Below are 18,073 nucleotides of genomic sequence, written 5' to 3'. Positions count from 1 at the left end.
CCGCATGAAACCCCGGCCCGCGATGGTGTTGGATGGCGGAGTGGCAGGCATCAGTCGCAGCCGGACCATAACGGCCGAGCGCAGGCGATTTGGGACATCCTGGCCGACTTCGGCGCCCTGAGTTCGTGGGCCGGCGGGGTCGACCATTCGTGTGTGTTGAACCACGGCCCGGGCGGCGGACCGGTGGGTACCACCCGCCGGGTGCAGGTGGGCAGCAACGCGCTGGTGGAACGCATCACCGAGTTCGAGCCACCCACCAGGCTGACCTACGACATCGAGGGCCTGCCGCCGCGGTTACGCAAGGTCGCCAACTGCTGGACGCTGCGGCCCAGCGGCCCGGCGGGCGCCGCCACAGTGGTGAGCCTGACCAGCACGGTCGAGGTCGGCGACGGCAAGCCGGCGCGGATGGCGGAGTGGGTCGCGCTCCGCGTCCTGGCCAAGCAGTCCGAGGCGATGCTGGCCGGGCTGGCACACCGATTGGAGAATATGCATGGCTGATCGCCCCGACATCGTCATCGTGATGACCGACGAGGAGCGCGCGGTTCCGCCCTACGAGTCGGCCGACATCCTGGCCTGGCGACAGCGCACCCTGACCGGGCGCCGGTGGTTCGACGAGCACGGGGTGAATTTCACCCGGCACTACACCGGCTCGCTGGCCTGCGTGCCCAGCCGCCCCACGATATTCACCGGTCACTACCCCGACCTGCACGGGGTCACCCAGACCGACGGCATCGGCAAACGATTCGACGACTCGCGGCTGCGCTGGCTGCGCGCCGGCGAGGTGCCGACCCTGGGCAACTGGTTCCGCGCGGCCGGCTATGACACCCACTACGACGGCAAGTGGCACATCTCGCACGCCGACCTGCACGACCCCGAGACCGGCGGATCGCTGGCCACCAACGACGACGACGGCGTCGTCGACCCGGCCGCGGTGCAGCGCTACCTCGACGCCGACCCGCTGGGTCCCTACGGTTTCTCCGGTTGGGTAGGTCCCGAACCGCACGGGGCCGCCATGTCCGACTGCGGCCTGCGCCGCGATCCGCTGATCGCCGATCGGGTGGTCGCCTGGCTCAACGACCGCTACGCACGGCGACGCGCCGGTGACGCCGCGGCGCTGCGCCCGTTCCTGCTGGTGGCCAGCTTCGTCAACCCGCACGACATCGTGCTGTTCCCGGCGTGGGTGCGACGCAATCCGCTCAAGCCGTCCCTGCTGGACCCGCCGCCGGTGCACCCCGCGCCCACCGCCGACGAAGATCTGCAGGCAAAACCGGCTGCCCAGATCGCGTTTCGGGAGGCCTACTACTCCGGCTACGGTCCGGCACGGGTGGTCAAACGCAACTATGGACGCAACGCGCAGCGCTACCGCGACCTCTACTACCGCCTGCACGCCGAGGTCGACGGACCGATCGACCGGGTGCGCCGAGCGGTCACCGAGGGCGGCTCGGACAATGCAGTTCTGGTGCGCACCGCCGATCACGGCGACCTGCTGGGAGCTCACGGCGGCCTGCACCAGAAGTGGTTCAACCTCTACGACGAGGCCACCCGGGTGCCGTTCGTCATCGCCCGCATCGGCGCCGACGCGACCACGGCGCGCACCGTTTCGGCGCCGACATCGCACGTCGACCTGGTGCCAACGCTGCTCGGCGCGGCGGGGGTCGACGCCGACGTCGCGGCCGCACAACTCGCCGAGTCGTTCACCGAAGTGCACCCCCTTCCCGGCCGCAACCTGATGCCGGTGGTCGACGGCGGACCCGCCGATCGGTCCCGGGCTGTGTACGTGATGACGCGTGACAACGTGCTCGAAGGCGACACCGGCGCGTCGGCGTTTGCCCGGCAGCTGGGCCGAACCGTGAATCCGCCCGCGCCGCTGCGGATCAAGGTGCCCGCGCACGTGGCCTCCAACTTCGAGGGGCTCGTCGTACGCGTCGACGACTCCGACGCCGTCGGCGGCGCCGGGCACCTGTGGAAGCTGGTACGCACCTTCGACGACCCGGCCACCTGGACCGAACCGGGCGTGCGTCACCTGGCCGGCAACGGCATCGGCGGCGAGGCGTACCGCACCGATCCCGTCGACGACCAGTGGGAGCTCTACGACCTGACCACCGACCCCATCGAGGCAGACAACCGATGGACTGACCCCGCCCTACACGAGCTGCGCCAACATCTGCGGATGCAGCTCAAGCAGCAACGGGCGGTGTCGGTGCCGGAGCGCAATCAGCCGTGGCCGTATGCCAAGCGTCAGCCCCCGGCCGACCCGTCCGGCGGCGTGCTGCGTAGAGCGCTCGGGCGATTCAGGTAGCCCCCGCGGTGAGATTGCCGTGATGGCCGTGGTCAGGCCGTCGACCACAGCCAGAGCGGCAACCTCGGCGGACGTCGACGCGCTTATGGCTCCCCGAGCAGGGCTCGGGCCATCTCGATCGGCTCGATCTCCAGACCGGCGAGATCGGCGTTGAAATCGGGTCCCAACAAGTCACCGCCCTCATGCATGCCCCTCAACGGTCCGTCGATGAACTCGTCGAGGGTCAACGAAGCCGGTTCCATACCCGCCCACTCCCCCGTTGCGTGCCGGCGCGCATAGGCCGGTGTGGAGTAGACCAGATGTACGCAGACCGGCTCGTCGTCTTCGGTCACGTAGTCATTCGAGTGCACCCACGCTCCCCGCAGATCGGGGCCGAGCAGCACCCAGATTTCTCGGGTCGCGCGCACCCGGTCGATGAAGCGCTGATAGTTGGCCCGAAGGTCGGCCGTCAGGTGGAGAGCCACGCCCGACTCTAACCGCCGCACCACGATCGCGCCGGTTTCCGCCAACCTGTTACGAACAGCCGCACGTCGATATGGTTTTGCTATGCAGACGCTGCTATTCACTTTCGGGCTGGTGCTGTTCTTGATTGGTCTGCTCACCGGATTCGCCGGGCCGGCGCTGACGAATCCCCGGATGGCGCTGTCCAGCCATCTCGAAGGCGTCCTCAACGGCATGTTCCTGGTGCTGGTCGGCCTGCTGTGGCCGCACCTCAACCTGCCCCACGCATGGCAGGTCGTCACGGTCGTGCTTCTCGTCTACGCCGGCTACGCGAACTGGTTGGCGACGCTGCTGGCGGCCGCATGGGGGGCGGGCCGCAAACTGGCACCGATCGCGGCGGGCACCCACCAGGCCTCGGCGGCAAAGGAGGGCGTCGTCACCTTCCTGTTCTTGTCGCTGGCGGTGGCCATCGTGGCCGGCGTCGTCATCATCATCGTCGGGCTCTGACAGCGGTCTGCACCGCCGATCACGCCAGCTGCCCGAGTTCACTCGCGAGCTTGTCCAGGTATCGAAGCGTCTGGTCGTACGGCTCGGTGGGCAGGTCCAGCAAGACGCGCTCGACCCCCAGCGGCCGATATCCTTCGAGATCCGTTGCCGTCGCGTCGCCCCAGTGACAGACGGTAACCGGTACGTCGCTGCCGGCCGCGGCGCGCAGTCGCTCCAGCGGACGGGACAGTTGCTCCGGTGACGGGCTGATCGCGATCCAGCCGGCGTTCAGGTCGGCGATGCGGGTGAAATTCGCCGGCCCACCGCCGATATAGAGCGGCGGGTAGGGCTTCGTCACCGGCTTCGGCCAGCAGTAGATCGGATCGAAATCGACGTATTTCCCGTGGAATTCGGCTTTCTCCTGGGTCCAGATCTCGATCATCGCGCGCAGCCGCTCGTCGGTCACGCGTCCGCGAACCGCGGGATCGACACGGTGGTTGGCCACTTCTTCGCGCAGCCAACCCACGCCGACGCCGAATCGAAACCGCCCCTGCGACAGCATGTCCAGCGAGGCAACCTCTTTGGCCGTCAGAATCGGATCGCGCTCCGGGACCAACGCGATGCCGGTACCCAAAACCAGCGTCTCGGTGCTAACCGCCGCCGCCGTCAACGCCACGAACGGATCCAATGTCCGGTAGTACTTGTGCGGAATGGGCCCACCGGCCGGGTAGGGGCTGCGCGTGTCGACCGGGATATGGGTGTGTTCGGCGAGAAACAGCGACTCGAATCCGCGCTGTTCCAGGGCCGCACCCAGCTGTGCCGGGCCGATGCCCTCGTCGGTGACAAACGTCAACACACCGAACCGCATGGTTGCTCCTATCGTCATGTGCGCGATGACCGTCGGCCGGTGGGCGAAGCGATGCGGCTGACGCCGCGCCGGATCCACGGCGCCCGCCTGGCAACTACCGCCAGGAGTTGCCGGGTGCCCGGTGCACCATGGAAGTCGACATACCGCGTATCCGGCACCGGCTGAGCGTAGTACCGATGTCCGGGCACGACCAGCGACGGCCTCGCACGCCGCTCCTGCGGGCGGTCGGCGCAGATGAGGTACTTACCTACCCCACTGCGCTGGGCAACCGGTTGGCGACCGGTTTCGGTGTCGACGTCACCTTGTTCGCTTTGCGAATTCCCTTGTCCATCAGCGCTTCGGGGGCGAACTTGCGCAGCAGCGACAGTCCGCGCGCCAGGGCGCCGGCCGGATAGCGCACTTTCGGCCTTCGGCTGGTCGCCGCCTTGAGGACGGCCCGAGCCACCACCGCGGGATCATCCCCGTGGTGCACTCCCTCGGTGATGACGAGTCGGGCGTTCTCGCGAGCGGTCACGTAACTGTCGATCAGTGAATCGGCATCGACGGCATTGGCGCCGAACGAGGTCTTGGTGAAACCGGGTTCGACGACTGACACCCGCACGCCGAATTCCCGGGTTTCATGGTCCAGAGACCCCGAGTACCCCTCGACGGCATGCTTCGAAGCCGAATAGAGCGCGGCGTAGGGCGCGGGCAGTAAACCCAACACCGAGCCGATGTTGATGATGCGTCCGCCGCCCTGCGCGCGCAGATGCGGCAGCACCTCACGAGTCAGCCGCACCAGGCCGAAGAAGTTGGTGTCGAAGAGCTGCTGCGCCTGGGCGACCGAGCTCTCCTCCGCGGCGCCGATGATCCCTACGCCGGCATTGTTGACCAGGATGTCGATGCGACCGGCCCGCCGGATGACCGAGGCGACGGCCGTGCTGACCGACGTGGCGTCGGTGACATCCAACTGCACCAATTCCACCCCGGGTATCGGTTGCGTTCTACTCGGGTTGCGACTGGTGCCGAAGACCTCAAAACCCTTCGCCGCGAAAGCGTTCGCCACGGCGAGGCCGATTCCCGAGGAAACGCCGGTAACCAATACCACTGGCGATCGTCCGTTCATCTCCACTCCTAGTAAACCGACTGGTGTACTTTTGCATGCGCAACGCTACGCCGCTTGATGCGAGTTGTAAACCGTTCGGTATACTTACGCTTATGGCTAAGCAACAGGCGGCGCGCAGGGGCGGCCGTGGCGCACGTCAGCGCATCCTGGACGCGGCTGCCGAGTTGTTCTACCGGGAGGGCATCAACGCCACCGGCGTCGAACGACTGGCTACCGAATCGTCGGTGTCCAAACGGACTCTGTACCAACACTTTCCAAGCAAGACAGCGGTAGTCGAAGAGTACCTGCGCAGCATTGGCGACGTTGCCGCCAATCCGCTGCACGTCAGCGGCGAAGCCGCAGAGCAGACGCCGCGAAGCCGACTACTGGCGTTGTTCAAGAGTCCTCGCCCCGGGACAGCACCGCTGCGGGGCTGTCCTTTTCACAATGCCGCCGTAGAGGCGGCGGGAGCGATGCCAGGAGTTCAGACAATAGTCCGGGCAACCAAGCAGAAGTTCATCGATGGGCTCATCGAGCTGGCCCGGGCGGCGGGCGCCAGCAACCCGCGCTCACTGGGCAATCAACTCGCCGTTCTCTACGAAGGTGCGGCCGCGCTGGCTACCTCGCTCAACGATGCATCGACGTGGGCGCAGGCCCGTGCGGCAGCCGAGACGCTGATCGACCAAGCGCTCGCCTCATGACCCGCGGGCCGAAGCCACAGCTCCGTAGTCTGGTCAGGTGAGCGTTGCACCGGATAGGACAGTCGCGCTGCAGGACCGCTTCTTTCGCGCGTTGCCGGAGATGGCGGTCCGCTGGCAAGCCGATACGCCGCCGGACGCGCGGCTGCTGGTGCTCAACGAGCCGCTGAGCACGCAGCTTGACCTCGACGCGACCTGGCTGCGCAGCCCCGACGGGGTGCGGTTTCTGGTCGGCACCCTGCTGCCCGACGGCGCCGCGCCGGTAGCCCAGGCCTACGCCGGTCATCAGTTCGGCGGCTACGTCCCGCGGTTGGGCGACGGGCGGGCGCTGTTGCTGGGCGAGCTCAGCAGCGCCGACGGTCGTCTTCGCGACATCCACCTGAAGGGCTCCGGGCCCACGCCGTTCGCACGCGGCGGCGACGGCTGGGCGGTCGTGGGCCCGATGCTGCGCGAATACGTCGTCAGCGAGTCGATGCACGCCCTGAGTATCCCGACGACGCGCTCCCTGGCCGTCGTGGGTACCGGTCGCCCGGTGCAGCGCGAGACCCTGCTACCCGGTGCCCTGCTGGTACGTGTCGCAAGCAGCCACCTGCGCGTCGGCAGCTTCCAGTACGCGGCATTCACCGGCGACCTCGGCCTACTACGGCGGCTGGCCGACCACGCGATCGTGCGCCATCACCCCGGCGCCGCCGACGCCGAGCATCCCTATCTGGCGCTGTTCGAAGCGGTGGTCGCCGCGCAGGCGTCGCTGATTGCACATTGGATGCTCGTCGGCTTCGTCCACGGGGTGATGAACACCGACAACATGACCATCTCCGGCGAGACCATCGACTACGGGCCGTGCGCGTTCATGGAGGCCTACGACCCCGAGACGGTGTTCAGCTCGATCGACCACTGGGGCCGCTACGCCTACGGCAACCAGCCGGTGGTCGCGGGCTGGAACCTCGCCCGCTTCGCCGAGGCGCTGCTTCCGCTGCTCGCCGACGACACCCAGGAGGCCATCGCGCGCGCCGAGCAGGCCTTCGGGGTGTTCCGCGCCCGTTACGACGGCGTGTGGTCGTCGGGCATGCGCGCCAAGCTGGGTTTGCGCACACCCACCACGCTGGTCGACGAGTTACTGCCGATGCTGCAGGAAAGCCGCGTCGACTACACGTCGTTCTTCCGCCACCTCGCCAAGGCGGCCCGCGGCGACGCCGAACCCGCGCGCGAACGGTTCGTCGACGGTGCCAGGTTCGATGGCTGGCTGTCGCGGTGGCAGGCCCTGGGACCGGACGCCGAGCTGATGGACCGGGTCAATCCGGTCTACATCCCCCGCAATCACCTGGTCGAGGAGGCGCTGACGGCGGCCACGGAGGGAGATCTCGGTCCCGTCGAACGGCTCCTCGACGCCGTCACCCACCCCTATGCCGAACGGCCGGGCCTGGAGCGCTACGCCAGTCCCGCGCCCGGGGATTTCGGCGCCTACCGCACCTTCTGCGGCACCTGAGCCCGCGCCATCGCTACCCTGCTGAACACACCACCAGCAGAAGGAGCTAAGGGATGACGTGGCAGATCGTGCTGTTCACCATGGGTTTGATCGTGGCCGGAGTCGCGGCATTGCTGTGGGTGTTCGCCGGCGCTGACAAAGCCCGCGCCCGCGCCAAGTCGGTGACCATCGGCGCCCTGGCAGCGTCGGTGCTGTTCTTCCTGTTGGGCTGCTTCACCATCGTCGGGACCCGCCAAATCGCCATCGTCACCGCCTTCGGGCGCCCCAACGGCGTCAGCCTCAACAACGGCTTCCACGGCAAGTGGCCGTGGCAGATGACCCACCAGATGGACGGTGCGGTGCAGATCGACAAATACGTCAAGGAGGGCAACAACGATCAGCGGATCATGGTGCGCCTGGGCAACCAATCCACTGCCCTGGCCGACGTCAGCATCCGCTGGCAGCTCAAGCAGCCCGCCGCCCCCGAACTGTTCCAGCAGTACAAGACCTTCGACAACGTGCGCGTCAACCTGATCGAGCGGAATCTGTCGGTGGCGCTCAACGAGGTGTTCGCCGCGTTCAACCCGCTGGACCCGCAGAACCTCGACGTCTCCCCGCTGCCGAAGCTCGCCAAGCGCGCCGCCGACATCATGCGCCAGGATGTCAGTGGCCAGGTCGACATTTTCGACGTCAACGTGCCCACCATCCAGTACGACCAGGGCACCGAGGACAAGATCAACCAGCTCAACCAGCAACGCGCCCAGACCTCGATCGCGGTGGAGGCGCAACGGACCGCCGAAGCCCAGGCCAAGGCCAACGAGATCCTGTCCCGCTCGATCAGCAACGACCCGAATGTCGTGGTGCAGAACTGCATTACCGCCGCCATCAACAAGGGAATCAGCCCGCTGGGTTGCTGGCCGGGCAGCTCGGCCCTGCCCACGGTTTCCGTGCCCGGACACTAGCCGACAAGATTGGTGCTCATGGAGATTCCGTTCGCCGACGCCGTGCGCGGCCGCTTCGGCCGCCGCGACGCCGAGTTCGACTTCATCGAGGAGTTCGAGCACGAGGCCTTCGACGGTGAGGTGGCCGAGGCGGCAGCCGACACCGTCGACCTGCCCTCGGCCGAGCCGGCCCTGCTGCTGCAGAAGATGGAGAACCGGCTGATCCGCCAGCACCTCGCCAACCCCGACGTGCTGAGCGACGAAGAACTGCGCAAGTTGCGCTACCTCCTCAATTTCGCCAGGCTCGCCGACTTCGAGCCGGGCGCGGCCGGCCCGGGCGGCAGCCGCGGCCGCGGCGACGTGTCGGTCGGCGCCGAAATCGCACCGTGGCGCTCCAGGGTCACCGACGCGCTGTACGGACCGCTGCGCGAAGAGGCCGATCCGGTCACTGCCCTGAAGGCGGCGCGCGATGCGCTACAGAGTCTGGCCCCCGACCAGGACGACCAGCGGCGAGTGCTGATCGAACGCCACGGCAACGACTTCTCGGCCGCAGAGCTGGATTCCGAGGTCGGCTACAAGAAGCTCGTCACGATCCTCGGCGGCGGCGGCGGGGCGGGCTTCGTCTATATCGGAGGCCTGCAGCGGCTCCTGGAGGCCGGCCAACTGCCCGACTACATGATCGGCTCGTCGTTCGGCTCGATCATCGGCAGCCTCGTGGCCCGGGCCCTACCGGTGCCCATCGAGGAGTACATGGAATGGGCCAAGACGGTGTCCTACCGGGCCATCCTCGGACCAGAGCGGCTGCGCCGCCGTCACGGCCTGGCCGGCGTCTTCGCGCTGCGCTTCGACCAGTTCGCGCTGGCCCTGCTCAGCCGGGCAGACGGCGTGCGAATGCGCATGTCGGACTTGGCCATTCCGTTCGACATCGTGGTCGCGGGGGTGCGCCGGCAGCCCTATGCGGCGCTGCCGTCAAGGTTTCGCCGTCCGGAACTGGCGGCGCTGCAGTTGCGGTCGTTGCCGTTTCGCCCGATCGGCATCGGACCACTTGTCGCGGCCCGCATGTGGCAGGTGTCGGCCTTCATCGACTTGCGGGTGGTCAAGCCCATCGTGATCAGCGGCGACGACCCGGACCGTGACTTCGACGTCGTCGACGCCGCATCGTTCTCGTCGGCCATCCCCGGTGTGCTGCACCACGAAACGCGCGACCATCGCATGGTCGGCATCCTCGACGAGCTGTGCGCCGAGAAGGACATCGCGGCGATCGTCGACGGCGGCGCGGCCAGCAACGTGCCCGTGGAGCTGGCCTGGAAGCGGGTGCGCGACGGCAAGCTCGGCACCCGCAACGCGTGCTATCTGGCCTTCGATTGCTTTCATCCGCAATGGGATTCGCGGCACATGTGGCTGGCCCCGATCACCCAGGCCGTCCAGTTGCAGATGGTGCGCAATCTGCCGTATGTCGATCACCTGGTCAAATTCCAGCCGACGCTGTCACCGATCAACCTGGCGCCCTCTGTCGCCGCCATCGACCGCGCCTGCGAGTGGGGACGCGACAGCGTCGAGCAGGCCATCCCGGTGACCACCGCGCTGTTACAGCCGACGTGGTGGGAAGGCGACGGCCCGCCGGTCGCCGAGCCTGCGGCGCGCGCGAAGTCGGTGGCGTCGTCGATGAGCTCGGTGCTGGCCGCGATTCAGTTGCCGACCGGACGCTGGGCACGGTGGCGAAACCGCCACCTGACGTAAGGCAACCGTGAATCGCCCGGGTGGCTACCATGGCCCTCATGCCCGAGCCGGTCCCGGCTTCCGAGGAAACCGCCGCACTCGGCGGCGAGACTGCCGCCCTGCCGGATTCGGCACCCACCAACGCAGTCCACACGGCATGGTCGCACAGCGACCAACCCGACCAACCCGACGAATCCGACCAACCCGACGCTAGCCAGGACGTCCGCGACGACGACAGGACTTCCGCAATCGAAGCGGCCGTCCAGACCTGGGGCACCACCTGGGGCCGCGCCGCGGCGCTGCTACTGCTCGGTATCGGCATCGCGGTGCTCATCGTGGTCGGCGGTTGGGCGCTGACCACGGAGAAGTCCCCCCGCCAGGGTGCGCAGCCACCCGCGGCTCCGCCGGCGACGACGGCCGCCCCCACGGCGACCACCGCGCCGGCTCCCACGACCATCGCCTCGACCCCGGAGCAGGACAGCGGATACATTCAGTCACTCAACGACCGCGGCATCACCTTCGCCAATCCCGACGCCGCCGTCTACAACGGCAAGTTGGTCTGCCTGAACTTTCGCCGGGGCATGACGGTGGACCAGATAGTCGCGGCATTTCGGGCCAGCAATCCGGCGCTGAGCAGCAACGCCGAGGATTACGTGGCGATCTCGATGCGCACCTATTGTCCGTAACGTTTCCCGGAACGACTCTCGTCGGGGTGTTCGCGGACCGCGCGATGGGTACCTACGCATCTATGACGGATCCGAGTAGCCGGAATTCCCGCCAACTCACCAACCTCAGCGGCCGGCTTACCCGGCGCCGACACAAACTCGCTCCGGACCCCGGCATTCGGCGCGCCATCCTGGTCGCCGCCTCGATGTCGGTGCGCGAACACGGGGTGCGAGGGCTCAACGTCGCCACCGTCTTGGACCGGGCGCAGCTGAGCACCCGCGCCTTCTACCGGCATTTCGAATCGAAAGACCAACTGGTTGCGGCGGTTTTCCTCGAAGTGGCGCGTGTTGAAGCAACGCGGCTGCGAACCCATATGGCCAAGGCCGCCAACCCGGTCGAGGCGGTGGCCGCCTGGATCGACGCCCGACTCGACCTGGCCTTCGACGAGAACGTGAAGGCCGACCTGCGCCACCTGTCGGTGGAGGCCCAATCACACATGCTCAACACCCCCGAGCTCGTTGCGCCGGCCTACGTCGAGACTCTCAAGCCGCTGATCGAACAGCTTCATCTGGGCCTGCAGCAGAACCTGTTTCACGACATCCATCCGGTGGACGAGGCGCAATCCATCCAGGGCGTGGTCTGGGCCAGCACCGAACAGCAGTGGGCATCGGGCAATTGTGAGCGCGACGGCGTTCGGGAACGCACCGTCCGGTTCTGTCTGCGCGGGTTGGGCGTGGCGTCGAACACCATCGCCGAAGTGGCAGGCACCGGCTGCTAAGCCGCCTGCTAAGAAAGTGCAATGGACCTCGGCTTCACCGGATCGAAGGCTGTCGTCACCGGGGGCAGCAAGGGTATGGGGCTGGCCATCGCGGAAACCCTTGCCGCCGAAGGAGCCAGTGTGGCCGTCATGGCCAGGGGCCGGGCGGCGCTCGACGCGGCCGTCGACAGGCTCCGCACGGCCGGCGCCCCGGATGCCGTCGGGATCAGTGCGGACATGGCCGACGCCACCGCCATCACCGATGCCTTCGCCGAAGTCTCCGAGCGCTGGGGACAGCTGAATTGCTTGGTCCACACGATCGGACCGGGCGCCGGGTATTTCGAAGAGCTGGACGATGCGGCCTGGGATGCCGCGTTCACGCTGGGCACCATGTCGGGTGTCCGTTCGATTCGCGCGGCCTTGCCCTTGCTGCGGGCTGCGGACTGGGCTCGCGTCGTCACGCTGTCCGCGCACTCTATTCAGCGCCAAAGTCCGCGCCTGGTCGCCTACACCGCATCGAAGGCGGCGCTGTCCAGTGTCACCAAGAACTTGTCGAAAAGCCTTGCCAAGGACGGCATTCTGGTCAACTGCGTGTGCCCGGGGACCATCGTCACGGCCAGCTTCACCGAACAGCTCAACGATGTCCTGGCCGCCGACGGCCTGGATGCCACCGATCCGCACGACGTTATGACCTGGATCGACAAGCATTTTCACCACCCATGCGATCTGGGCCGCGCCGGTCTTCCCGAGGAGGTCGCCTCGATCACCGCTTACCTGGTGTCGCGGCGCAACGGCTATGTCACCGGCGCAACGGTGAACGTCGACGGCGGTTCGGACTTCATCTAACCGGCGGCACGACCGTCCCGCCGAAACGGCAGCACATGCACCAATGGCACGACCATGGCTCCGACGGCCAATCCGATGACTGCCGACGCCCCCGTGTCGACCAGCCAGGCCAGCACCGCGCCCGCGGATCCCGTAGCGTGGCGCACCTGCTCCTCGACGTGGTGAATCAATGCGTACGGCAGGTGCCAGCCGACGCGGTCGCTGCCGACCAACAGGATGTGACCGCCCACCCACAGCATGGCCACCGTCCCGACCGTCGCGAGCGCTGAGAGCAGTCTCGGCATCGCGGCGACCAGGCCCCGGCCGACCTGCCGGCCCAACCGGGATCCGGTTTCGGCGAGCCGCAGGCCCACGTCGTCCATCTTGACGATGGCGCCGACGGCCCCATACACCACTGCGGTGATGATCAGGGCAACAACGACGAGGATGACGAGCCGCGGCAAGAACCTCTGGCTGGCCACCTCGTTGAGGGCGATCACCATGATCTCGGCCGACAGGATCAGGTCGGTCCGGACTGCGCCGCTCACCACCTCCTGCTCGCTGGCCGCGCCGGCCTCGGAATCATGACCGCGGATGCTGCCCCAGGCTTTTTCGGCACCCTCATAGCAGAGGTAGGTGGCGCCCAGCATCAGGATCGGGGTCAGCAGCCATGGAACGAACTGACTCAGCAGCATCGCGGCCGGCAGGATGATCAGCAGCTTGTTGCGCAGCGATCCGATCGCAATGCGCTTGATGATCGGCAGTTCGCGCTCGGCGGCGATCCCGTGCACGTATTGCGGGGTGACCGCGGTGTCGTCGACGACCACCCCGGCGGCCTTGACGCTTGCGTGGCCGGCGGCGCTGCCGATGTCGTCGACCGAGGCCGCGGCCAGCCGCGCCAGGGCCGCGACGTCGTCCAGGAGGCCGAACAGCCCCGCGCTCATCGGGTCTCCCCCATGGCGATCGAGGTTACCGTTTGCCGTTGCACTTGACCGTCGGCTAAGCCGGCTAAGCCCGCGAAGCCGGCGCCGTTCGCCACGATCGCCTCGGCGCCGCGGTCTGCGCACGTTCGAGTGATTGCGCTGCCGCCGAGGTGAGCCACCATCAGTTCGGTCGTCTCGGGCATGCCTGAGACTTCGCCCGAAGTCGCAGCGGCTAAACCCGCGCTTACTGCCAACATGCGCGACTTCGGCCCCGCGCGGGCACCACATCGGTCCGCGATGCCGTCGCCGAACCACGAAACCAGCCCATGGCCGTCGACGCCCCTGCGAGCGTCAAGGCGACCTCCGCAGCGGGTCTAACGATGGGGGCCGACACTCAGCAGGGACGCCGACCGCCCGATCCGGGGATCGGGCTACTCGGCAGGACTGTCGACCAGGGGCACGATCTCCCGGACAGTGCGCAGCGTCATCCGGCCACCGGGGTCTTCGGCTGTCGAGGGCACGACGGCGACGCAGTCGGCACCGGCGTCGTGATAGGCCCGCAGCCGAGCTGCGACCTCGTCGGCACCGCCCAGCGCACCCACCTGATCGAGCAGTTCGACGGGGACGGCCGCCGCCAGTTCGCGTCGGGTTGCGCCGGTGCGCGCGCTGCGGACGAGGTCGCCGAAGCCCAGCGCGGCGAACATTTCGCCGTAGCCGGGCGGCGCGAGATACACGGCCAGCTGAGCCGCCACCTGCGCGTGCGCGGCAGCACCCGGGTTGACCGCGACCGGCACCCAGGCCGTCAGGCGCGGCGCGGGACGGCGGACCGCGGCGGCTTCTGTGTCGAGGACCTCCCGAACCTGCGCGACGCGCGCCGGCGACGCGAGGTTGAGCACCACTTCGTCGGCGTGCCGGGCCGCCAGCCGGATCATGCCGGGACCGAACGCCCCCAACGCAATTCGGGTATCGGGCGGTGCGTCGCGGAGCCGGAAACCGTGGCTGCTGACGTGCCGGCCGGCGTAGTCGACGCGCTCGCCGGCCAATATCGGCCGCAGGCATTCGATGGTTTCGCGCATGACCGGCACATGGTGTGCCCACTGGCGGTTGTGCCAGCCACTCACGATCGCCGGACTGGACGCCCCCAGGGCAAGGTCGACCCGATTGCCGGTGAGGGCGGCAACCGAGGCGACGCCCAGCGCCAGTGTCACCGGGCCGCGGACACCGACGGCCAGCGGGCCGATTTTCAGGGTCAGGTGGGGCGCCCGCATTCCGACCGCGGTGGCCAGCGCGAACGCGTCATAGGTGGCCATCTCGCCGATCCAGAGGCCGTCGAAGCCCGCGTCGGAGGCCGCCAGCGCGACTTCGATTGCTTCGTGGTCGGGCCGGTCCAGCCAAAACGGCAGGACGACCTCGACGTCGATGCCGCTCACAGCATCGACACGTCGGCGGGCTGGTCGAGCAGCAGCCGGCCGGGCAGCTCGCGGGAGGCCTCGTTGACCTGGAAGTGGGCGGTGGCGGTGAAGGCGTCCCGGAACCGGCGCTGCAGTGGTGAACTGTCGTAGATGGCGGTTCCGCCCGCCAGGTCGTACATGGTGCGCACCACGTCGGCCGAGGTCCGCGCCGCATGCGTGGCCGCCAGCCGCAGCCGGTTGCGCAACGCCACCGGCACCGGCTCGGTGTCGTGGCTGGCCTGCCAGGCCGCGTCGATTGCCTGGTAATACAGCGCGCGAGCGGCTCCCAGCGCCGCTTCGGCGGTCGCCACCGCCGCCTGGGTCGACGGGCGCTCGGCCAGGGTGCGCGCGGAGCCCAGCCCCTTTTTTCCACCGGCCAGTTCGACCAGGTCGTCGATCGCGGCCCGGGCATTGCCCAGCGCGGCGGCGCCGATCGACAACGCGAAGAAGCCGAACACCGGAAAGCGATACAGCGGCCGGTCGAGGACGGGCCCGTCGAACACCGAGAGCACCCGGTCGGCGGGCACGAAAACGTCGTCGGCGACGCTGTCGTGGCTGCCCGTGCCCCGCAGGCCCAGGGTGTGCCAGGTGTCGAGGACCTTCAGGTCCGCTTTGGGCAACGCGACGACGGAGGGCACCCGCTGATCGTCGATGAAGCAACCGGCGAACATCATGTCCGCGTGGCTGATCCCGCTGCAGAACGGCCAGCGCCCGGACACCACGACGCCGCCGTCAACGGAGCGCGCCGTGCCCCGCGGGGCCCATACCCCGGCCGCGACACCGTGCCCGTTTCGCGGCCCGCCGCCGAACATCTCCTCGCGGCTGGACGCCGGCAGGTAGGCGACCAGCAGTGCGCTGGTGATAGCGATCGACACGCACCATCCCGCGGAGGCGTCACCGCGCGCGATCGCTTCGGCGCACCGCAGCGCCACTCCCGGTGCCAACTCCAACGCGTCGACCTCGCGGGGCATAGTGGCGCGCAGCAGGCCGGCCCCATTCAGGCTGGCCACGAGTTCGTCGGGAAGTCGGCGATCGTGGTCGATCTGCCCGGAAAGTTCGCGAGCCGAGAGTGCGATCTTCTCGGCAAGGTTCTCGATCTCGGCGTCGCGGTGATTCATCGACGGCTCCTGGTGACGGTGACGGCGGCGGTTCAATCAACTTACTCCTGTCGGTTCAGTAATTGAACCGGTAAAGTCATTGAACTATGCACCCCGCCGAGTTGTCCCATCGCTTCGACGGCGAGTCGGTCGGACGGGCCCTCGAGTTGGTCGGTGAGCGCTGGACGCTGCTCATCCTGCGTGAGGCGTTCTTCGGGGTGCAGCGCTTCGGCCAGCTCGCCCGCAACCTCAACATCCCGCGCCCCACCCTGTCGTCGCGGCTGCGGATGCTCGTCGACGTCGGCCTTCTCGACCGCGTCCCCTACTCCCGCGATCCCGAACGGCACGAGTACCGGCTCACCGAGGCCGGCCGCGAGCTCTTCGCAGCGATCGTCGTGCTCATGCGGTGGGGCGACGAGCATTTGCCCCACCCTGACGGCCCGCCGATCATGCTGCGACACCACACCTGCGGCGAATTGGTCGACCCCCGCCTGGTCTGCATGCACTGCGGTGAAGAGATCACCGCACGCAACGTGACCCCCGAGGCCGGCCCGGGATTTCGCGACAGGCTGTCGGCATCGCGGTAAGCGCCGCCGCACAACGCAAGTAACGATTCCCAACCTCAAACGTTTCGAATCGATAAGCAACTCCAAACACGTTGCTGACCAACGCCATACGGATCAACTGGCGAAATTATGGTTTTTCCGTGGACCGTCGGACCGCGCTGAAGCTACCGCTGCTGCTGGCAGCGGGCACGGCGGTGGCCACAGCCGGGCGCGCCGGTGCCGAACCGGGCCGGTGGCCGGCCGAGCGTGCCAACAGCTGGTATCAAGCGCAGGGCTGGCTCGTCGGCGCCAACTACATCACGTCCAACGCCGTCAACCAGCTGGAGATGTTCCAGCCGGGCACCTATGACTCACGGCGCATCGACGGCGAGCTCGCCGCGGCGCGGTCACTCGGGTTCAACACGATGCGGGTCTTTCTCCACGACCAACTGTGGGCCCAGGACCGCCAAGGCTTCCAAGGGCGTCTCGCGCAGTTCGTCGCGATCGCCGCGCGTCACGGCATCAAGCCGCTTTTCGTATTGTTCGACTCGTGCTGGGACCCGTTCCCCAGGCCGGGCCGTCAGCGCCCGCCGAGGCCCGGGGTGCACAACTCCGGGTGGGTGCAAAGCCCGGGTGCCGAACACCTCGGTGATCGCCGCTACGTCAGCGTGCTTCACGACTATGTCACCGGAGTCGTGGGCCAGTTCCGCAGTGACGACCGGGTTTTGGGTTGGGACCTGTGGAACGAACCCGACAATCCCGCACGCGTGTATCGCAAGGTGGAGCGCAGTGACAAACTGGCGCTGGTCGCCGACTTGCTGCCCCAGGTGTTCCGGTGGGCGCGGGCAGTCGATCCTGCTCAGCCGTTGACCAGTGGGGTCTGGCAAGGAAACTGGGCTGACCCCGGACAACGCAGCACGATCAGCGGCATCCAACTGGACAACTCGGACGTGATCACCTTCCACAGCTATGCCGCGCCGGCCGACTTCGAAGCCCGGATCGCCGAACTTTCGCCACTGGGGCGCCCGGTCGTCTGCACCGAATACCTGGCCCGCACCCGGGGCAGCACGGTCGAGGGAATTCTGCCAATTGCCAAGCGGCACAACGTTGGAGCGTTCAACTGGGGTATGGTCGCCGGAAAGACCCAGACGTACCTGCCGTGGGACTCGTGGGATCACCCGTACCGTACGCCACCGAAGGTGTGGTTCAGCGACCTGCTGCGGCCGAACGGGCGGGCCTATCAGGACGGCGAACTCCAAACGATTCGCAAGCTGACCGGCGTCCAGCAGGAATAACGCTGGGCGACATCGCTGCAGGGGTGAGAAAGCAAATTGTTCCGCGACGCGCCTCCGACCGCTATGATTCCGGTGAGTCGCGCACAACCACGAGGTGGTGGACATGTTTCGGGAACTCGCCGTAGGCGCAATAGGAATGGGTGTTCTCGGAGCGGGGCTGCTGGTCGCTCCGCCGGTGCAGGCCGACGACCCCCCGTACCACATCCTCAGCGCCCAGGATCTGTGCAACCTCGTCTACCCGAGCTCGGAGGCGATGCCGGACCCGTCCAAAGAGCCGCCGGCCGTTGGACTTATCTGCGTCCGGCAGGGCGGGGTGCTGCTCCGGTTGGCCCGGGATCAGCCGGCCATCTTCTCCAATACCTTCACTCTCGAGCCGGGCAAAGCTCCTGAGCTGCCGAAAGGTTCGGTGCGTGTCAATCCCAAGGATCCGCTCAGCGACTGGATCATTCCGGATTGCTACATCCCCGATCGCATCGACTGCAACCCCAACGCGCCCGGCCACCGCTGACCCGC

General features: G+C 67.7%; 19 protein-coding genes and 1 pseudogene. 13 read left to right on the top strand and 7 right to left on the bottom strand.

Features of this window, described 5'->3' with window-relative positions:
- Positions 1-22 precede the first annotated feature (22 nt).
- Positions 23-498: pseudogene (locus MKAN_RS21665) on the top strand (SRPBCC family protein).
- Positions 491-2,299: a sulfatase-like hydrolase/transferase gene (locus MKAN_RS21660; protein WP_023372008.1), complete on the top strand. Its 1,809-nt coding sequence runs from the start codon at positions 491-493 to the stop codon at positions 2,297-2,299. The pseudogene MKAN_RS21665 and the gene MKAN_RS21660 overlap by 8 nt, the downstream one beginning before the upstream one ends.
- 83 nt (positions 2,300-2,382) lie before the next feature.
- Here MKAN_RS21660 and MKAN_RS21655 read toward each other — a convergent pair whose 3' ends face one another.
- Complete coding sequence (locus tag MKAN_RS21655; RefSeq protein ID WP_036391826.1) at positions 2,383-2,763, bottom strand: DUF2750 domain-containing protein; 381 nt, start codon at positions 2,761-2,763, stop codon at positions 2,383-2,385.
- Positions 2,764-2,845: 82 nt separating this feature from the next.
- On the opposite strand from MKAN_RS21655, the gene MKAN_RS21650 reads away from it, so the two are divergent.
- The gene (locus MKAN_RS21650) at positions 2,846-3,247 is read left to right on the top strand and encodes a styrene oxide isomerase (protein ID WP_023372006.1); all 402 of its coding nucleotides are present in this window, start codon (positions 2,846-2,848) and stop codon (positions 3,245-3,247) included.
- 19 nt (positions 3,248-3,266) lie between these two features.
- On the opposite strand, the gene MKAN_RS21645 is transcribed toward MKAN_RS21650, so the two are convergent.
- Both MKAN_RS21645 and MKAN_RS21640 read right to left on the bottom strand, forming a co-directional pair.
- The gene (locus MKAN_RS21645; protein WP_036391823.1) at positions 3,267-4,094 is read right to left on the bottom strand and encodes an LLM class F420-dependent oxidoreductase; all 828 of its coding nucleotides are present in this window, start codon (positions 4,092-4,094) and stop codon (positions 3,267-3,269) included.
- Positions 4,095-4,341: 247 nt separating this feature from the next.
- On the bottom strand, positions 4,342-5,199 hold the full coding sequence (locus MKAN_RS21640; protein ID WP_036391230.1) for an oxidoreductase: 858 nt from the start codon (positions 5,197-5,199) through the stop codon (positions 4,342-4,344).
- A gap of 92 nt (positions 5,200-5,291) precedes the next feature.
- Between MKAN_RS21640 and MKAN_RS21635 the strand changes: the two genes are divergently transcribed.
- From MKAN_RS21635 to MKAN_RS21605, 7 genes are all read left to right on the top strand, one after another.
- Positions 5,292-5,879: a TetR/AcrR family transcriptional regulator gene (locus tag MKAN_RS21635; protein ID WP_023372003.1), complete on the top strand. Its 588-nt coding sequence runs from the start codon at positions 5,292-5,294 to the stop codon at positions 5,877-5,879.
- Between the two features lie 37 nt (positions 5,880-5,916).
- Positions 5,917-7,362, top strand: a complete 1,446-nt coding sequence (locus tag MKAN_RS21630) for a protein adenylyltransferase SelO (protein WP_023372002.1) — start codon at positions 5,917-5,919, stop codon at positions 7,360-7,362.
- A gap of 53 nt (positions 7,363-7,415) precedes the next feature.
- Entirely contained in the window at positions 7,416-8,303 is an 888-nt protein-coding gene (locus tag MKAN_RS21625) for an Rv3090 family protease (RefSeq protein WP_036391227.1), read from the top strand.
- Between the two features lie 18 nt (positions 8,304-8,321).
- On the top strand, positions 8,322-10,022 hold the full coding sequence (locus tag MKAN_RS21620; protein WP_023372001.1) for a patatin-like phospholipase family protein: 1,701 nt from the start codon (positions 8,322-8,324) through the stop codon (positions 10,020-10,022).
- A 38-nt stretch (positions 10,023-10,060) separates the two neighbouring features.
- Positions 10,061-10,687: a DUF732 domain-containing protein gene (locus MKAN_RS21615; RefSeq protein ID WP_225722799.1), complete on the top strand. Its 627-nt coding sequence runs from the start codon at positions 10,061-10,063 to the stop codon at positions 10,685-10,687.
- Positions 10,688-10,749: 62 nt separating this feature from the next.
- A complete protein-coding gene (locus tag MKAN_RS21610; protein WP_225722798.1) occupies positions 10,750-11,445 on the top strand; it encodes a TetR/AcrR family transcriptional regulator in 696 nt (231 codons plus the stop codon).
- A 21-nt stretch (positions 11,446-11,466) separates the two neighbouring features.
- Entirely contained in the window at positions 11,467-12,270 is an 804-nt protein-coding gene (locus tag MKAN_RS21605) for an SDR family NAD(P)-dependent oxidoreductase (RefSeq protein ID WP_023371998.1), read from the top strand.
- On the opposite strand, the gene MKAN_RS21600 is transcribed toward MKAN_RS21605, so the two are convergent.
- From MKAN_RS21600 to MKAN_RS21585, 4 genes are all read right to left on the bottom strand, one after another.
- On the bottom strand, positions 12,267-13,193 hold the full coding sequence (locus tag MKAN_RS21600) for a DUF808 domain-containing protein (protein ID WP_023371997.1): 927 nt from the start codon (positions 13,191-13,193) through the stop codon (positions 12,267-12,269). The two genes, MKAN_RS21605 and MKAN_RS21600, sit on opposite strands and share 4 nt — an antisense overlap.
- The gene (locus MKAN_RS31500; protein WP_023371996.1) at positions 13,190-13,375 is read right to left on the bottom strand and encodes a hypothetical protein; all 186 of its coding nucleotides are present in this window, start codon (positions 13,373-13,375) and stop codon (positions 13,190-13,192) included. The genes MKAN_RS21600 and MKAN_RS31500 overlap by 4 nt, the downstream gene beginning before the upstream one ends.
- A gap of 228 nt (positions 13,376-13,603) precedes the next feature.
- Entirely contained in the window at positions 13,604-14,593 is a 990-nt protein-coding gene (locus MKAN_RS21590) for an LLM class F420-dependent oxidoreductase (protein WP_036391820.1), read from the bottom strand.
- A 5-nt stretch (positions 14,594-14,598) separates the two neighbouring features.
- Entirely contained in the window at positions 14,599-15,741 is a 1,143-nt protein-coding gene (locus MKAN_RS21585) for an acyl-CoA dehydrogenase family protein (RefSeq protein WP_023371994.1), read from the bottom strand.
- Positions 15,742-15,827: 86 nt separating this feature from the next.
- Between MKAN_RS21585 and MKAN_RS21580 the strand changes: the two genes are divergently transcribed.
- From MKAN_RS21580 to MKAN_RS21570, 3 genes are all read left to right on the top strand, one after another.
- Positions 15,828-16,307 (top strand): winged helix-turn-helix transcriptional regulator, encoded by a 480-nt coding sequence (locus tag MKAN_RS21580; RefSeq protein ID WP_023371993.1) that lies wholly within the window; start codon positions 15,828-15,830, stop codon positions 16,305-16,307.
- Positions 16,308-16,426: 119 nt separating this feature from the next.
- Entirely contained in the window at positions 16,427-17,560 is a 1,134-nt protein-coding gene (locus MKAN_RS21575) for a glycoside hydrolase 5 family protein (protein WP_036391818.1), read from the top strand.
- A 103-nt stretch (positions 17,561-17,663) separates the two neighbouring features.
- A complete protein-coding gene (locus MKAN_RS21570) occupies positions 17,664-18,068 on the top strand; it encodes a hypothetical protein (protein ID WP_133163486.1) in 405 nt (134 codons plus the stop codon).
- Positions 18,069-18,073 lie beyond the last annotated feature (5 nt).

The sequence above is a fragment of the Mycobacterium kansasii ATCC 12478 genome, assembly GCF_000157895.3.
In the GTDB taxonomy this organism is placed as follows: Bacteria; Actinomycetota; Actinomycetes; order Mycobacteriales; family Mycobacteriaceae; genus Mycobacterium; species Mycobacterium kansasii.
This window is presented reverse-complemented; position numbering and strand designations above follow the sequence as displayed.

Coding starts and splice junctions, on each gene's coding strand:
- MKAN_RS21660 (WP_023372008.1), top strand. CDS start 491: ATGGCTGATCGCCCCGACATCGTCATCGTGATGACCGACGAGGAGCGC.
- MKAN_RS21650 (WP_023372006.1), top strand. CDS start 2,846: ATGCAGACGCTGCTATTCACTTTCGGGCTGGTGCTGTTCTTGATTGGT.
- MKAN_RS21645 (WP_036391823.1), bottom strand. CDS start 4,094: ATGCGGTTCGGTGTGTTGACGTTTGTCACCGACGAGGGCATCGGCCCG.
- MKAN_RS21640 (WP_036391230.1), bottom strand. CDS start 5,199: ATGAACGGACGATCGCCAGTGGTATTGGTTACCGGCGTTTCCTCGGGA.
- MKAN_RS21635 (WP_023372003.1), top strand. CDS start 5,292: ATGGCTAAGCAACAGGCGGCGCGCAGGGGCGGCCGTGGCGCACGTCAG.
- MKAN_RS21625 (WP_036391227.1), top strand. CDS start 7,416: ATGACGTGGCAGATCGTGCTGTTCACCATGGGTTTGATCGTGGCCGGA.
- MKAN_RS21620 (WP_023372001.1), top strand. CDS start 8,322: ATGGAGATTCCGTTCGCCGACGCCGTGCGCGGCCGCTTCGGCCGCCGC.
- MKAN_RS21615 (WP_225722799.1), top strand. CDS start 10,061: ATGCCCGAGCCGGTCCCGGCTTCCGAGGAAACCGCCGCACTCGGCGGC.
- MKAN_RS21610 (WP_225722798.1), top strand. CDS start 10,750: ATGACGGATCCGAGTAGCCGGAATTCCCGCCAACTCACCAACCTCAGC.
- MKAN_RS21605 (WP_023371998.1), top strand. CDS start 11,467: ATGGACCTCGGCTTCACCGGATCGAAGGCTGTCGTCACCGGGGGCAGC.
- MKAN_RS21600 (WP_023371997.1), bottom strand. CDS start 13,193: ATGAGCGCGGGGCTGTTCGGCCTCCTGGACGACGTCGCGGCCCTGGCG.
- MKAN_RS31500 (WP_023371996.1), bottom strand. CDS start 13,375: ATGCCCGAGACGACCGAACTGATGGTGGCTCACCTCGGCGGCAGCGCA.
- MKAN_RS21585 (WP_023371994.1), bottom strand. CDS start 15,741: ATGAATCACCGCGACGCCGAGATCGAGAACCTTGCCGAGAAGATCGCA.
- MKAN_RS21580 (WP_023371993.1), top strand. CDS start 15,828: ATGCACCCCGCCGAGTTGTCCCATCGCTTCGACGGCGAGTCGGTCGGA.
- MKAN_RS21570 (WP_133163486.1), top strand. CDS start 17,664: ATGTTTCGGGAACTCGCCGTAGGCGCAATAGGAATGGGTGTTCTCGGA.